Here is a 15,341-nt window from a genome sequence, read left to right as displayed (position 1 = left end):
TAATTATCCACAAGTTAATAACATTCAGTGGATAACTTTATATATGCTATGATTTGTTCACACTAAATACGTATATAAAATCAATAAATAAATCCTTTAAAAATAATGAGTTAGACGACTTATCCACATAATTATACTTTTTAACTTAGAGAGATGTCAAATAGGTGTGAATATGTTGTTAAACTTGGTATAAATCTGTTAATAATGAATATATTATCCACAGAAACTTAAATCTCGTATGTGTATAAGTGGATAATTTTAAAAAACTAAGTTTATGTACTACAACAGCTTTGGGAAATAATTTATAAAGATGAATTTAAAATGAATAAAATGTGTGAGACGCACGTTTGGCGAAATGTATAAATATTAAAAATGGATGTTGACAAGTGGTTAAAAAAATAACATCTTAATGCAAATGCTGCTTGCTTTATAAATAGTAATTTGTTATATTGTAGTAGTTGCTTGAATTATGACTAGATAAAATTGAATTAAAACAAGAATTCTGATATCAGAAATTATAATTTATCTATTAAAATAATCAGGATCACTACAAGAGCGAGTGAGCTGGATAAATATGTAGATGGAGGTGTTTTGCATGGTAAAACGTACTTATCAACCAAATAAACGTAAACATAGTAAAGTTCATGGTTTCAGAAAACGCATGAGCACTAAAAATGGCCGTAAAGTTTTAGCACGTCGTCGTCGTAAAGGCCGTAAAGTTTTATCAGCATAAGATCACTGACTTCTCAGTGGTCTTTTTTTTCGTTTGAATAGGTATAAATTGAGATACGCTATATCAAAACTAACTTTAGCTAAGTTGGCAAAGAATAAAATAAGTGAGTGATGTGAACGTGGAGAAGGCTTACCGTATAAAAAAGAATACTGATTTTCAAACGATTTATAAAAGAGGAAAATCGGTAGCAAATAGACAGTTTGTTGTTTATACCTATAATAGTAATAAAGATCATTTTCGATTAGGTATTAGTGTATCTAAAAAATTAGGCAATGCAGTGACTCGAAACAGAATTAAACGTGCGATAAGGGAGAATTTCAAAATTCATAAAGAAGATATTATTGCACGTGATATTATCGTTATTGCTAGGCAACCAGCTAAGGATATGACTACACTTGAAATCCAGGGTAGCTTAGAACATGTATTAAAAATTGCAAAGGTCTTTAATAAAAAGATTAAATAGAAGGGTAGGGGAGTTTTAGACGTCCGTCAGTCTGAGGTTATACAAACCGAAGTCTTACCTTATGAGCGATAAATCAACTTATTAGCAATTTTTATAGAAACAAATTACAATGTTATAATGAAATTTTACTTGAATAAGGAGGCGAGGATAATCATGGATTTTGATACGATAACTAGTATTTCAACACCTATGGGTGAAGGAGCAATCGGTATTGTCCGTTTATCTGGACCACAAGCCGTTGAAATTGGAGATAAGCTATATAAAGGAAAGAAAAAGTTACAAGACGTAGATTCACATACGATTAATTATGGTCATATCATAGATCCTGAAACAAATGAAGTTGTTGAAGAAGTTATGATATCTGTGCTAAGAGCACCAAGAACATTTACACGCGAGGACATTATTGAAATTAATTGTCACGGTGGTATTTTAACAATTAATCGAATATTAGAACTTACAATGACGCATGGTGCAAGAATGGCAGAGCCAGGGGAATATACAAAGCGTGCATTCTTGAACGGTCGTATCGATTTATCACAAGCTGAGGCTGTTATGGATTTTATTCGTTCTAAAACAGATCGTGCTTCTAAAGTTGCCATGAATCAAATCGAAGGGCGACTAAGTGATTTAATTAAGCGACAACGTCAATCCATTTTAGAAATTCTCGCGCAAGTAGAAGTGAACATTGATTATCCAGAATATGACGATGTTGAAGATGCTACAACTGAGTTCCTATTAGAGCAATCTAAAAAGATTAAAAACGAAATTAATCTATTATTAGAGACTGGAACACAAGGTAAAATTATGAGAGAAGGTCTTTCAACCGTTATCGTTGGTAAACCAAATGTAGGGAAATCGTCAATGTTAAATAACCTTATTCAAGATAATAAAGCCATCGTAACTGAAGTTGCAGGTACAACTCGTGACGTTTTAGAAGAATACGTCAATGTTAGAGGTGTACCATTAAGATTGGTAGATACTGCAGGTATTCGTGACACTGAAGATATCGTTGAAAAAATTGGTGTCGAACGTTCACGCAAAGCCTTAAGTGAAGCAGATCTAATCTTATTTGTATTAAATAACAATGAGCCATTAACACAAGAAGATCGTACATTATATGAAGTTATTAAAAATGAAGATGCCATTGTAATTGTTAACAAAACTGATTTAGAACAAAACTTAGATATAAATGAAGTAAAAGAAATGATTGGTGATACACCACTTATCCAAACATCTATGCTTAAACAAGAAGGTATTGATCAACTAGAATTACAAATACGAGATTTATTCTTTGGTGGCGATGTTCAAAACCAAGATATGACGTATGTATCTAATTCAAGACATATCTCTTTATTAAAGCAAGCTAGAAATGCCATTCAAGATGCGATTGATGCAGCTGAATCAGGTATTCCTATGGATATGGTTCAAATTGACTTAACGCGTACTTGGGAATTATTAGGTGAAATTATTGGTGAATCTGCTAGTGACGAATTGATTGATCAACTATTTAGTCAATTCTGCTTAGGAAAATAATAGTTTATACCTTATAGCTATGTAACGTTTAAGAAATGATAAATATTAAAGAAACTGAGACGGTAGGAAGTCTTATTTATAAAAATAAAGACAAAGGAAATTTAAAGGAGGTCAATTAGGTGGTTCAAGAATATGATGTAATCGTCATTGGTGCTGGACATGCAGGTATTGAAGCAGGTTTGGCATCTGCAAGACGTGGCGCAAAAACACTAATGCTAACAATTAATCTAGATAATATTGCATTCATGCCATGTAACCCATCAGTAGGTGGTCCAGCGAAAGGTATTGTCGTTCGAGAAATTGACGCATTAGGTGGGCAAATGGCTAAAGCGATTGATAAAACACATATCCAAATGCGTATGTTAAATACTGGTAAAGGACCAGCAGTACGTGCGTTACGTGCTCAAGCAGACAAAGTGTTATATCAACAAGAAATGAAACGTGTCATTGAAGATGAAGATAATTTAGACATCATGCAAGGTATGGTGGATGAATTAATTATTGAAGACAATGAAGTAAAAGGTGTCCGCACAAATATCGGTACTGAATATCGCGCTCAAGCGGTTGTTATTACGACAGGTACATTCTTACGTGGTGAAATAATCTTAGGTAACATGAAATATTCAAGTGGTCCAAATCATCAACTTCCATCTATCACGCTAGCTGATAATTTAAGAGAATTAGGTTTTGAAGTTGTGCGCTTTAAAACGGGTACACCTCCACGTGTAAACGCGAAAACAATAGACTATTCTAAGACGGAAATTCAACCTGGTGATGATGTAGGTCGTGCATTTAGTTTTGAAACTACAGAATATATCCTAGACCAATTACCTTGTTGGTTAACATATACCAATGATCGTACACATAAAGTCATCGATGATAATCTACATTTATCAGCTATGTATTCAGGTATGATTAAAGGAACAGGTCCTCGTTATTGTCCATCAATTGAAGATAAATTTGTGCGTTTTAATGATAAACCTAGACATCAACTTTTCCTAGAGCCTGAAGGTCGTAATACAAATGAAGTTTACGTTCAAGGACTTTCAACAAGCTTACCAGAACACATACAACGTCAAATGTTAGAAACGATTCCTGGTCTTGAAAAGGCAGACATGATGCGTGCGGGTTATGCCATTGAATATGATGCGATTGTGCCAACGCAATTATGGCCAACATTGGAAACTAAAATGATTAAAAATTTATATACGGCTGGACAAATCAATGGTACTTCAGGATATGAGGAAGCGGCTGGTCAAGGTATTATGGCTGGAATCAATGCTGCAGGTAAAGTGCTTGGTACCGGAGAAAAAATCTTAAGTCGTTCAGATGCATATATTGGTGTTTTAATTGATGACTTAGTTACAAAAGGTACGAATGAGCCTTACCGCTTATTAACATCTCGTGCAGAATATAGATTATTACTACGTCATGATAATGCTGACTTGCGTTTGACTGATGTAGGTTATGAATTAGGTATGATTTCAGAAGAACGTTACGCGCGTTTTAATGAAAAGCGTCAACAAATTCAAGATGAAATCCAACGTTTAACTGATATTCGTATTAAACCAAATGAATACACACAATCTGTCATTGAGGCAAATGGTGGTTCACGTCTAAAAGATGGCATTCTAGCAATTGATCTATTACGACGTCCTGAAATGACATATAATACAATCTTAGAAATTCTAGAAGAAAGTCATCAATTACCTGAAGCGGTTGAAGAGCAAGTTGAAATTCAAACGAAATACGAAGGCTATATCAATAAATCATTGCAACAAGTTGAAAAAGTTAAACGCATGGAAGAGAAAAAAATTCCGGAAGACTTAGATTATAGTAAAGTGGATAGTTTAGCGACTGAAGCTCGTGAAAAATTAGCTGAAGTTAAACCATTGAATATTGCACAAGCATCACGAATCTCTGGTGTTAACCCAGCAGACATCTCAATCTTACTTGTTTATTTGGAGCAAGGTAAATTGCAAAGGGTGAAAAATTAATGAATGGCGTAGAATGGCTAGCTAAAGAATTAAGTGAACATGGAATTGAATTGTCAGATAAACAAAAAGAACAATTTCAAACATATTATCGTTTACTTGTAGAATGGAATGAGAAAATGAATCTCACAAGTATTACAGATGAACATGAAGTTTATTTGAAACATTTCTATGATTCAATTACACCGAGCTTTTATTATGATTTCAATCAGCCTTTAACCATCTGTGATGTTGGTGCAGGTGCAGGTTTTCCAAGTATTCCATTGAAGATTGTTTACCCTGAATTGAAAGTAACCATTGTAGATTCTTTAAATAAACGTATTCAATTTTTAAATCATCTAGCTGCTGAACTTGGCTTAACACAAGTTAGCTTTGTACATGATCGCGCTGAAACATTCGGTAAAGGCGTAAACAGAGAAACGTATAACGTAGTTACAGCACGTGCAGTAGCCAGACTTACAGTGTTAAGTGAATTGTGCCTTCCTTTAGTTAAAAAGGGTGGGCAGTTCATCGCATTGAAGTCTTCTAAAGGAGAAGAAGAATTAGAAGAAGCACAATTTGGGATTAGTATATTAGGTGGCGTCTTTAGTGATTCTTATACATTTGATTTACCAGAAGATGCTGGTGAACGACAAATGATTATTATAGATAAACGTCGTCAAACATCTAAAAAGTATCCTAGAAAACCTGGTACGCCTAATAAATCTCCTTTACTAGAAAATTAATAGCACCTACATGTTAAAATTAATTTTAAGAGGAGTGAATGGATAATGAAAAAGCCTTTTTCAAAATTATTTGGATTGAAAAATAAAGATGACATCGTTGGATACATTGAAGAAGATCGCAATTCTAGCGTCGAATCCATTCAAATTGAGCGTATTGTACCTAACCGTTATCAACCAAGACAGGTGTTTGACTCAAGTAAGATTACTGAACTTGCTGAATCTATTGACGAGCATGGTTTATTACAACCCATCGTTGTAAGACCGATTGAAGAGAATATGTACGAAATTATTGCGGGTGAACGACGTTTTAGAGCACTACAGTCACTGCATAAATCTCAAGCAGATGTCATTATACGTCATATGAATGATGAAGAAACAGCAGTTGTTGCATTAATTGAGAATATTCAACGTGAAAATTTATCTGCTGTTGAAGAAGCCGAAGCTTATAAAAAGCTTCTTGAGATTGGTGGCACAACGCAAAGTGAATTAGCTAAAAGTTTAGGTAAAAGTCAAAGTTTTATCGCAAATAAATTGCGATTATTGAAATTAGCACCTAAAGTGATTAGTCGTTTAAGAGAAGGCAAGATTACTGAGCGTCATGCTCGTGCTGTCTTATCTCTTAAAGAGGAAGATCAAGAAAAGCTAATTGAACAAGTGATTAGCCAAAAATTAAATGTTAAACAAACAGAGGCACGTGTTAAACAGAAAATTGGACCAGAAAAAGTAAAAGCTCAATCTTTCCAATTCTCTAAAGATTTAACACAAGCACGTGACGAAGTTGGAAAAAGCATTCAAGCCATTGAACAATCTGGTATACGTGTAGAACAACGTGATAAAGAACATGATGATTATTACGAAATTAAAATAAAAATTTATAAAAAATAGATGAAAAGTGTGTATAATGCTATTCCTTGAAAAATAGGTTTTAAAGTTATACCACTTAATAATAGCACTAAGATGATTAAAAGTTGAATCATTTTAGTGTTTTTTATGTTCATATAGCATTCATTTTTCTTACAAAGTGCTGTTTACATAGCTAATAAATAGATTTACAATATTATTAAACGAAACGTATCGTTTAATAATTAAAGAAGAAGGGTTTATTGTGTTCGGAATATCCATTTCTAGTGCTATTCTTCATTTTGTTATTGGAGGTCTTGCAGTGGCGATTGCATCTATAATGGCTGAGAAGGTCGGTGGTAAAATGGGTGGCATTATCGCTACTATGCCGGCAGTCTACTTAGCTGCAATTATAGCCCTTGCGATAGATCATCGTGGCAATCAATTAGTTCAAATGTCAATTCATCTTAGTTCTGGTGCCATTATTGGAATTATATCGTGCATCATAACAGTCTTTTTAACGTCTCTTTATATTAGTAAAAGAGATTATAAAAGAGGAACAGGATTTGCATTAATATGTTGGCTTGTAATTTCTCTAAGTATATTTGTTGTTAGACATATGAATTAATCATTGGAGGCTTTTGTAATGAAATTAGCATTAATTAAATTCTTGGTTGGGGGACTTGCAGTTACGCTGAGTTATATTATCTCTGTTATTTTACCTTGGAAAGAACTCGGGGGTGTGTTTGCTACATTACCTGCAGTATTCTTGGTTTCATTGTTTATCACAGGAATGCAACATGGCGATGTTATTGCTAAGCACGTAAGTAGAGGGGCAGTTTTTGGCATGACGGGCGTACTTATTAGTATACTAGTAACATGGGCGATGCTATATTTTACAAATCAATGGCTACTTAGTATTGTTATTGGATTTATTGCATGGTTTGTAAGTGCAGTAATTATTTTTGAAGCAGTTGAATTTATTACGCATTTAAGAAGGGGAAAACATGGCTGGAAGACCGAAAGATCCGACAATCAATCATAAAATTTTTAATGAATTAGATCGAATGTTGGCTACGACACATTTTAGAGACATCACCATCGATCAAATTTCTGAAAACACAGGTGTGTCTAAAGCTACAATATATCGACGTTGGAAAGACAAATCTTCAATTATTGTAGATATGTTCGTCAGTAGAACACAGATTTTTGAAAATGAAAATAAAGATCTACACACGGGGTTGTATCAATTCTTAATTAAAATAATGGAAATTTATAAAACGAATTTAGGGCGTGCGGTTATTGAAATATTAATTAGTAATCAACAAGTTGAAGCACGTGAATTGTTTATGAAGGGTTATTTTAAAAGTAATCGAAAATTATTGAAATCAATCATAGCACATCACATAAAAGAAGAGGATCAAGATTTATTTATAGATATGATTTTCTCACCAATTTATTTCAATATTTTAATTAAACCGGAAACACTTGATGAAGCATATATTGAAAAAATGCTAGACGTTATCTTAAAATCTTTTAATCAATAATATCTTAATTAACAAAAGGAACTGCGTTTAAACAAATAGCGTAGTTCCTTTTTTAGACATCGGGAAGTCTTATAAACACTGATAAATCAGCATGTAAAAGGACTTTGACAATGAAAAAGATGCGAATGACAAAGAAATTTGGTAGTTTTTTATATGAAGAAACGTTTCTATGGAGTTGAAGTGAGATACAACTATTAATGTCTATCTTGCTTCTAATCTAGGCAAGATTAATCTAAATGGTTAAGGAGTTATGGGTGATGGAAATCGGTCAACAAATTCGGAAATATAGAGAAAAAGAAAATTATTCTCAAGAGTACCTAGCTGAGAAATTATATGTTTCGAGACAAACGATTTCTAATTGGGAGAATGAAAGAAGTTATCCAGATATCCATAATTTATTAATGATGTGTAACTTATTTAATGTTTCATTAGATGATCTTGTCAAAGGAGACGTGAAACGTATGGAACATGAAGAAATTAAAAAAGACATGGATTTTTGGACGTGGATGATGCTAATTTGGATGTTATTAGCAAGTGTTTTAATAGGACCGCTTTTATTTTATTTAAGTTGGTGGGGGGTTGCGATAACCTATGTCATTTTTTCTATAGGTTTTTATAGTTCTACAAGGATAGATAAAATTAAATATAAACACGGTATGGATAATTACGATCGAATCGTAGCTTTTATGAATGGTCAAGATCCTAATGAAGTTCAGACTACTAAAACACGCAATTTCATTACGAGTATCTTATCATTTATCTTTGTAGTAGGCGCATTTGTAATCATATGCTGGTTGAGTATTTATCTATCATTTAAATTTTTACCATAACAATTTAAATGGCTATGAAACGCAATGCTTCATAGGCCTTTAGTAATTATAAGTGATTATTTATTGGGTAATCTTCTTCTACCAATTAATAATACGCTACCTAAACCTGCAAACATTGTTGCTAATAATGATTTATTCATATTAGCGTCGTAGCTATCAGTATTTGGTAGGTGTTTCGGTTGATTTGGTTGTTTAGGTGTTGGTGGCACATGATGTATCAGTGGCACACCTGGTTTTTCAGGTGGGTTGCCTGGTGGGTTAACTGGAGGTTGACCTGGTGTTTTAGGCGGATTATGTGGTGGTTTGTTTGGCGTTGATGGTACTGGTGGTTCAACAGTGTTGTTAAATTCAGTATCATTTACTCCATCGGATTTACCGCCTGAACTGTTGTAAGTTACAGCTGCTTGTAAATTACCTGTTTTTGGATTTTCAGTAACTACCACTGTTGCTTTGATAGACATTGTATCATAAGCAATATTTGAATCTGTTCTCACTTGTTAACTGATTCGGTAAACGTAAGTGCCTACTTTATTGAATTTAATTGGTAAGAAATTCACTTTACCATTCGCATCATTTGTTGCTGATTGTACAGGATGATCAGGATTGTTTAAATCCGTTAAGATGAATGTTTAATCTCCACCTTTAAGTTGACCACCCTCCAATTTCTTAGTCACTTTGAATTCAAAGTTTACTGGTACTGGTTTTACTTTGTTTACACGTTTTTCTGATGGTTTAGGAGGTGGTACTTCATTGCCACCTTTGGCTGGGTTAAAGAACTGAACAGATTGGTTCGCTACGTTAGTGATGTCCTTGTTTGCTTTGGCACTGTCTTTAATGACCCCGGCAATATCTAATTTGTAGTAAAGCCCAAATGGAATTTGTGCATTATCTAACACATGATCTTTAACTAGACTTTCTTTAGATGTAGCTGTGATGACACCATTCTCATCTATAATATCAAATAAGTTTGTAACGTCTTGTACAGTAATACCGTCATATATCTTAATACTTTGAACAACTACGCTTGTTTCATCATAGTCATCAGTAATGCCTAATTTATTAATTTTGTTCTCTTTTAAAAAAGTAAAATTAATATGGCCATATTTAGCTATTTGAGGGTCACGAGCAGCTACTGCTCTTTCTAAAGAATTTTTACCAATGGATACTGTACCAGGTGAATTGATTTGTTTCGTTTCCACTACAGAATTTGTCTCACCGTTAACTAACTCAATCGTTATGTCATTAGAGTCGTCGTAGGGTTTAGATAAACGATAGTAATATTTAGTTTGATATGCAGCATTAAATTCTTTAAGATCTGTTATCTCAAATGTAAATTGATTTGGATCAGTACTTTTTTCAAATACGACGTTTGGTGTTGGGATAGTATTTGAATCTTTAGGTTGTGGAGTGATAACATCTCTACTTTTAACAGATGCACTATTGGCATTATCCATATTAGGTGTTGCAGTTGTCGTTGTGTCCTCTAGAACGCCTTCTGAAGTAATTGCTGACGTTGCAGAACGACGTGAACGCGTATGTGTTGTTGTCTTCTCTACTTGAGATGAAGCGGTAATAGTTTGTGCATTTGCATTTTCGTTACCTGAGTGGGTTGTCTTACTAGTTGTTTGTGGTTGCGTTTCTGTTTTTGTTGTATTTTCTAAATTTTTCAGGGGAATAGATTAAGATGGTGAAGCTGGATTTTGTACGTCTTCATGTGTTGAATTATTGACTTTCTTTTCAAAAGATTGTTGATTGGAAGCCGTGTCCGTTGTTGACGTACTATTATGTAATTCACTTGCATGAGCTACATCTTGAAAGTCCATGAATAAAAAGGCATCTAATAATACGGAGACCATTCCTATTGAAAACTTTCGAATAGAGAAGCGATACTTTGTTTTTTTGTTGCATAACTTGATGTCCTTTCTTAAATGAGGAAAATATTTCTGTCAATTTAATTATAAAATATATAAAATAAAAAACAATATTAATATATAATAACCATAATTATTAAAATAAAATGAAAAAGGGGTAGGATAGAATTCCTTTTAATTCTATCCTAACCTGCTTAGCTTGTAGAATTTCTTTGTGAAATTCTCTATGTTGGGGCCCCGAACCCCGTATGTATGAATAGAGCTGAGAATCGCTTGATTTAGGGCACTTTCTCAGCTCAGTTAACTACTGTCTATTTGCAATGTAGCCCTTTAATATATTTGTTCTAAATGCTTTGATTTTCAATATTAGTTATTAGTCTTTTCTTCATAACGTTTTAGAATATAACCACCACCAAGTAAGCCTACTGGTACTCCAATAAATGGTGTCGCAATGCCACTTAAGATGAAGACGATAAGTACTAACATAAGACCGTTAAACCAATCGACTTTCAAACTTAATAAATCCTCGTAAGATTTGCGAATTAATTCTTTAATATTCATTTAAACAACATCCTTTCTTTTCAATTATTAAATAGAGTGTCTTACAATTCGATTTGCATGGATAAATGAGATTGCTGCAAAGATAAGGTAAACAAGTGAATAAACAATCATCACAATGATAATCGGTGTTGGAGAGTATTCTCCCATTATTTTCATAAATACCATTGCAGCAAATAGTGCGTGTAATAATGCGATGATTAAAGGTAAACCGAAGTTGAATAGAATCTTTAATGCTAGACCTTTCGTCATATCCGTGTGTGTGAAGCCGATACGTCTTAATATGCGATAATTGTTAATTTCATCTTCGGTTTCATCCATTTGTTTAATATAGATAATACATCCCGCTGCGATGAGAAACGCTAATCCTAAGAATGATGTGACAAACATTAGAATACCGTTACTTTCATCTAGCATTTTCTTCGTGTCATTTTTTAATTCAACATTTGCACTTACTTTCTGAGCTAGTTTTTCCGCTTTAGAGAGGTCTTTATGATCTGTGATATTAAAACCGTAATGATGCATTAGTTGGTCCTTCATTTTCAATTTATTGAAATTATCTGGACTTACTTTTAAGACAGGACCTCCTATAGAAACGGTCGACGGAATTACCTCATTGTCATCCTTTTTATTCACGTTTAATGTCATTTTTTGTTGACCTTGAAGTGTCATATCTTCATTCGTATGAACACTTACAATGCCAGAAAGTGGTCCTTGTAGGTTAGTAATAGTAGCATGGTTACCATTAATATTTTTATCTGGCATAACAACGATACCAACATTTTGCATACCTTCGTTTGTTTTACTTTTTAAGGCATCATTTTTAAATAATTTCGTATTACTACCTTCAAAAGTTTTCGTGTCATATTGAATATGATTTTGTTTTAATAGTTTTTCATACTTTTGAGCTGATTGCGCTTTAGCAAAGTTAACATCTTGAGGTGAGGATACTTGAATCATATAATCTGTATTTGCTTTGCTAATTGCACCAAAACATAGAATAGTTACTGTCACTGCTGAAATAATAGCAATAATTGTTAGTGACATCGCATTTTTCTTCATGCGATGCATAATTGATGAAGTAAATACGACATCTGTAATTGAAATGCGTCCATGTTTAGATTTTTTCAGTGATTTAAATATAATAGATACTGAACTTCTAAAGAATAGATAAGCCCCCACAACGGTTAGAAACAGAATTAAGAAAGGTGTGATCAAGACCATTGTTAAAGCTTCGAACTTACCAAACATCTCAGTGGAAATATAACACCCAAAGATGATCATGATAATGCCTAGAATACCGGCAATAAGTTCAGGAACGGTAATTTTAGCTTTAGTAGCTTCTGATTTAGTACTATCTTTCATCATTGACAGAATGGTTTTTCTTTTTAGGAAAAGAAAGTTCTGGAACATAATCAAGATAAATGCTAGTACAAGCATCACAATTGTTTGAATCAATGCAGGAAATTCAAATCCGATTGAGACACCTACTTTCAAATGCATCATCTTCACTAAAATATTGAGTAGAATTTCAGAGCCTACAATACCAATTACAATACCTATGATGCCAGTAATAACAAAGAATATGAACTGTTCAATAGCTAGCATTCTTAAAATGTTTTGTCGTGTTAGTCCGATAAGTTGAAATAGCGCAAATTCTCGTGTTCTACGTTTAATAAATAATTGGTTCGCATACATTAAGAAAATAATAATTGTAATAAATAGGAAAACTGCGCCTACTTTAGCACCTTCTTGGATTACTTTTGGAGAATCACCATTATTAATACTATGTGTGTACTGCAAAGTGACAAAGCTAAAGTATAAAATAATACTAAAAATGAGTGAAAAAAGATACAGTGCATAATTTTTAAAATTACTTTTTAAGTTTTTGAGTGTAATTTGATTAAACGTCATTTGCGACACCACCTAAGGCTGACTGTACTTGAATGATTTCATCATAAAATTCACGTTTAGATTTATCTTCTTGATGGATTTCTGAATGAATATTGCCATCTTTTAACATAATGACACGCTGTGCGAAACTCGCTGCAGATGGGTCATGAGTTACCATGATTATCGTGCTATTGAATCGCTCGTTCATATCTTCTAAACGGTTGAGTAAGTCTTGCGCACTTTTCGAATCAAGTGCTCCTGTCGGTTCATCGGCAAAGATAATAGACGGTTTATGAACGAATGCACGTGCGGCAGCGGTACGTTGTTGCTGACCACCTGATATTTCACTTGGATATTTATCGCTTAACTTATAAATACCGAGTGCTTTAGTGACTTCTTTATAATTTTGTTCCATCTCATCTTTACTTACTTTTTGAACGGATAGTGGCAACATAATATTTTCTTTAACGGTTAAGGTAGGTAAGACGCTATAATCTTGGAAGATAAATCCAAGTTCTTTCTTACGAAATTGTGCTAACTGCTTATCATTGAGTTGATTAACTTCATTGCCACTTACTTCTACAGTTCCTCCAGAAATACTATCGATGGAACTAATGACATTGAGGAGGGTAGTCTTACCTGAACCTGAAGGTCCCATTATGGCGACGAATTCCCCTTTATCCACTGAAAAGTTGATGTCGTTTAGGGCTTTATACTTTTGCTTATTTCCATATACTTTTGATAAATGATTGACGTTTAAAATTGGCATGTCGATCACACTCCTTGTTTGATTTATAATTTTTCTTTTGCTTTAGTTGGAATTTCTGATTTTTTAACTTCTTCGTATGACAGAATTGTGTGAGATTTTTCGCGTACAACTAAGTAATGATTTTGTTTTAATTTTTTTGATGCTGTGTATTCAATTTTTTTAGATTTGCCATCTTTCGTGGAACTAGTTTGATTGTAATGATAGATATAGAAGTCTTTTTCTTTATCAACGACTTCCACTTTAGATGGTTTCTGAGTCTTAACGTAATATTCATATGTTTGGGCTAAAGGATTGAGCTTGTTCCAGTCATTGATTGAGCGATTGTTAGGGTGTTGATTGGAATAAGCATTTAATCCAAACAATCCTCCGATAACAATAATTGCAATGACGGCAATTACAATGAATATATTTCTTAAGGTTTTCAATATCATCACTCCTTGTTTCTATTACACTTATAATTGTAGAAGGGTTGCGTCAGTACTGCCTTTATCTAACCTTACAAAGTCGATGCCATTTCTTACGAATATGAAAGATTAGATTATTTTTTGAAAATGTAAGTAAGAAGGCATTCTTAAATGTGATAACTTGAATAGTAATCTTGTGAGAGGTTTGTTACGATGAAGCTATCAATAAGCACATTGAGGATGATTTTCTTGATGAGCTTAATTTTCAAAACGAAGTAAATTGATTAACGTTACGCTTTTTAAAGATGAGTGAAACGACTTTGCAATATATTTGTGATAAAGTAAGTTGTGTTTATAAAAGATGATAGGCGGGATTTAATTGAAAAAAGAGATAATTGAATGGATTGTAGCCATTGGTGGCGCACTCTTAATTGTAGGTATTGTATTAAAGTTTATTGGAACATCATACACAGTATCAGGTTCATCGATGTATCCAACTTTCCAAGATAGAAATAAAGTGATAGTTAGTAAGATTTCGAAAACATTGAACCACATTGATAATGGTGATGTCGTTGTCTTCCATGAAGATGCACAACGTGATTTTATTAAGCGTGTGATTGGTACGCCAGGTGATAAAGTTGAGTATAAAGGTGATCAATTATATGTTAATGACAAAAAGGTATCAGAGCCGTATTTAGATTATAATAAGAAGCATAAACAAGGTAAGTATTTGACAGGTACATTTAAAACAAGCCAAGTGAACGGTGCAAACGGCAAAAATAAAATCCCTAAAGATAAGTATTTAGTTTTAGGTGATAATAGACAAAATAGTGTAGATAGCCGTTTTGCTGAAGTTGGTTTAGTAGATAAAGACCAACTTGTAGGTAAAGTTGTTTTAAGATATTGGCCATTTAATAAATGGGAAGCTGGTTTTAACCCAGGCACATTTTAGAAAAAACAATTAAATAATTAAATTTTTATTGGCGGTGGAGTCTTAGACTTCATCGTTTTTTTATTTCAGTTTAGTCAAGTCAATATTTAGATTATTATATTAAATACGCACATCTAAATAATGCTTTTTAAAATATATAATTATTTTGATAAAAAGTTTAAAATAATATAGAAAGCAACACAAAATAAATGATATACTTTTTGAAGATTTAAAAAATAATAAAATTGGA

At 33.1% G+C, this 15,341-nt stretch carries 18 protein-coding genes; 11 read left to right on the top strand and 7 right to left on the bottom strand.

What is annotated here, in order from left to right:
- Positions 1–595 precede the first annotated feature (595 nt).
- From rpmH to BDW31_RS08890, 10 genes are all read left to right on the top strand, one after another.
- Positions 596–733 carry a 50S ribosomal protein L34 gene (gene rpmH, locus BDW31_RS08935; RefSeq protein WP_000240855.1) on the top strand — a complete coding sequence of 46 codons (138 nt, stop codon included), beginning with the start codon at positions 596–598 and terminating at the stop codon, positions 731–733.
- 112 nt (positions 734–845) lie between these two features.
- Entirely contained in the window at positions 846–1,196 is a 351-nt protein-coding gene (rnpA, locus tag BDW31_RS08930) for a ribonuclease P protein component (RefSeq protein ID WP_160380507.1), read from the top strand.
- 153 nt (positions 1,197–1,349) lie between these two features.
- Positions 1,350–2,729 (top strand): tRNA uridine-5-carboxymethylaminomethyl(34) synthesis GTPase MnmE, encoded by a 1,380-nt coding sequence (gene mnmE / locus BDW31_RS08925; protein ID WP_053026890.1) that lies wholly within the window; start codon positions 1,350–1,352, stop codon positions 2,727–2,729.
- A gap of 119 nt (positions 2,730–2,848) precedes the next feature.
- Complete coding sequence (mnmG, locus tag BDW31_RS08920; RefSeq protein ID WP_110709557.1) at positions 2,849–4,726, top strand: tRNA uridine-5-carboxymethylaminomethyl(34) synthesis enzyme MnmG; 1,878 nt, start codon at positions 2,849–2,851, stop codon at positions 4,724–4,726.
- Positions 4,726–5,448: a 16S rRNA (guanine(527)-N(7))-methyltransferase RsmG gene (gene rsmG / locus BDW31_RS08915; protein WP_053024875.1), complete on the top strand. Its 723-nt coding sequence runs from the start codon at positions 4,726–4,728 to the stop codon at positions 5,446–5,448. The genes mnmG and rsmG overlap by 1 nt, the downstream gene beginning before the upstream one ends.
- A gap of 45 nt (positions 5,449–5,493) precedes the next feature.
- Positions 5,494–6,333 carry a nucleoid occlusion protein gene (gene noc / locus BDW31_RS08910; RefSeq protein ID WP_053024874.1) on the top strand — a complete coding sequence of 280 codons (840 nt, stop codon included), beginning with the start codon at positions 5,494–5,496 and terminating at the stop codon, positions 6,331–6,333.
- A 220-nt stretch (positions 6,334–6,553) separates the two neighbouring features.
- Complete coding sequence (locus BDW31_RS08905) at positions 6,554–6,916, top strand: DUF3147 family protein (RefSeq protein WP_053024873.1); 363 nt, start codon at positions 6,554–6,556, stop codon at positions 6,914–6,916.
- Between the two features lie 18 nt (positions 6,917–6,934).
- Positions 6,935–7,333 carry a DUF3147 family protein gene (locus tag BDW31_RS08900; RefSeq protein WP_053024872.1) on the top strand — a complete coding sequence of 133 codons (399 nt, stop codon included), beginning with the start codon at positions 6,935–6,937 and terminating at the stop codon, positions 7,331–7,333.
- The gene (locus BDW31_RS08895; RefSeq protein WP_037551843.1) at positions 7,296–7,835 is read left to right on the top strand and encodes a TetR/AcrR family transcriptional regulator; all 540 of its coding nucleotides are present in this window, start codon (positions 7,296–7,298) and stop codon (positions 7,833–7,835) included. The genes BDW31_RS08900 and BDW31_RS08895 overlap by 38 nt, the downstream gene beginning before the upstream one ends.
- 257 nt (positions 7,836–8,092) lie before the next feature.
- Positions 8,093–8,665 carry a helix-turn-helix domain-containing protein gene (locus BDW31_RS08890; protein ID WP_053024871.1) on the top strand — a complete coding sequence of 191 codons (573 nt, stop codon included), beginning with the start codon at positions 8,093–8,095 and terminating at the stop codon, positions 8,663–8,665.
- A gap of 56 nt (positions 8,666–8,721) precedes the next feature.
- On the opposite strand, the gene BDW31_RS12760 is transcribed toward BDW31_RS08890, so the two are convergent.
- The 7 genes from BDW31_RS12760 to BDW31_RS08865 all read right to left on the bottom strand — a co-directional run bounded on the left by BDW31_RS12760 (position 8,722) and on the right by BDW31_RS08865 (position 14,187).
- On the bottom strand, positions 8,722–9,159 hold the full coding sequence (locus BDW31_RS12760; protein ID WP_053024870.1) for a hypothetical protein: 438 nt from the start codon (positions 9,157–9,159) through the stop codon (positions 8,722–8,724).
- Positions 9,160–9,294: 135 nt separating this feature from the next.
- Entirely contained in the window at positions 9,295–10,119 is an 825-nt protein-coding gene (locus BDW31_RS12755) for a hypothetical protein (protein WP_053024869.1), read from the bottom strand.
- Between the two features lie 225 nt (positions 10,120–10,344).
- Positions 10,345–10,581, bottom strand: a complete 237-nt coding sequence (locus BDW31_RS12750) for a YSIRK-type signal peptide-containing protein (RefSeq protein WP_257643363.1) — start codon at positions 10,579–10,581, stop codon at positions 10,345–10,347.
- A gap of 321 nt (positions 10,582–10,902) precedes the next feature.
- On the bottom strand, positions 10,903–11,097 hold the full coding sequence (locus BDW31_RS08880) for a VraH family peptide resistance protein (protein WP_037551839.1): 195 nt from the start codon (positions 11,095–11,097) through the stop codon (positions 10,903–10,905).
- A gap of 27 nt (positions 11,098–11,124) precedes the next feature.
- The gene (locus BDW31_RS08875; protein ID WP_110709555.1) at positions 11,125–13,008 is read right to left on the bottom strand and encodes an FtsX-like permease family protein; all 1,884 of its coding nucleotides are present in this window, start codon (positions 13,006–13,008) and stop codon (positions 11,125–11,127) included.
- Positions 12,998–13,756: an ABC transporter ATP-binding protein gene (locus BDW31_RS08870; protein ID WP_110709553.1), complete on the bottom strand. Its 759-nt coding sequence runs from the start codon at positions 13,754–13,756 to the stop codon at positions 12,998–13,000. The genes BDW31_RS08875 and BDW31_RS08870 overlap by 11 nt, the downstream gene beginning before the upstream one ends.
- A 23-nt stretch (positions 13,757–13,779) precedes the next feature.
- Entirely contained in the window at positions 13,780–14,187 is a 408-nt protein-coding gene (locus BDW31_RS08865; protein WP_110709551.1) for a YxeA family protein, read from the bottom strand.
- 352 nt (positions 14,188–14,539) lie between these two features.
- Between BDW31_RS08865 and lepB the strand changes: the two genes are divergently transcribed.
- On the top strand, positions 14,540–15,112 hold the full coding sequence (lepB, locus tag BDW31_RS08860; protein WP_033079919.1) for a signal peptidase I: 573 nt from the start codon (positions 14,540–14,542) through the stop codon (positions 15,110–15,112).
- Positions 15,113–15,341: the final 229 nt, after the last annotated feature.

This window comes from Staphylococcus sp. AtHG25, from assembly GCF_003217445.1.
GTDB classification, from domain to species: Bacteria; Bacillota; Bacilli; order Staphylococcales; family Staphylococcaceae; genus Staphylococcus; species Staphylococcus haemolyticus.
The sequence above is the reverse complement of the archived record's forward strand: the minus strand, read 5'-3'. Positions and strand labels throughout refer to the sequence as shown.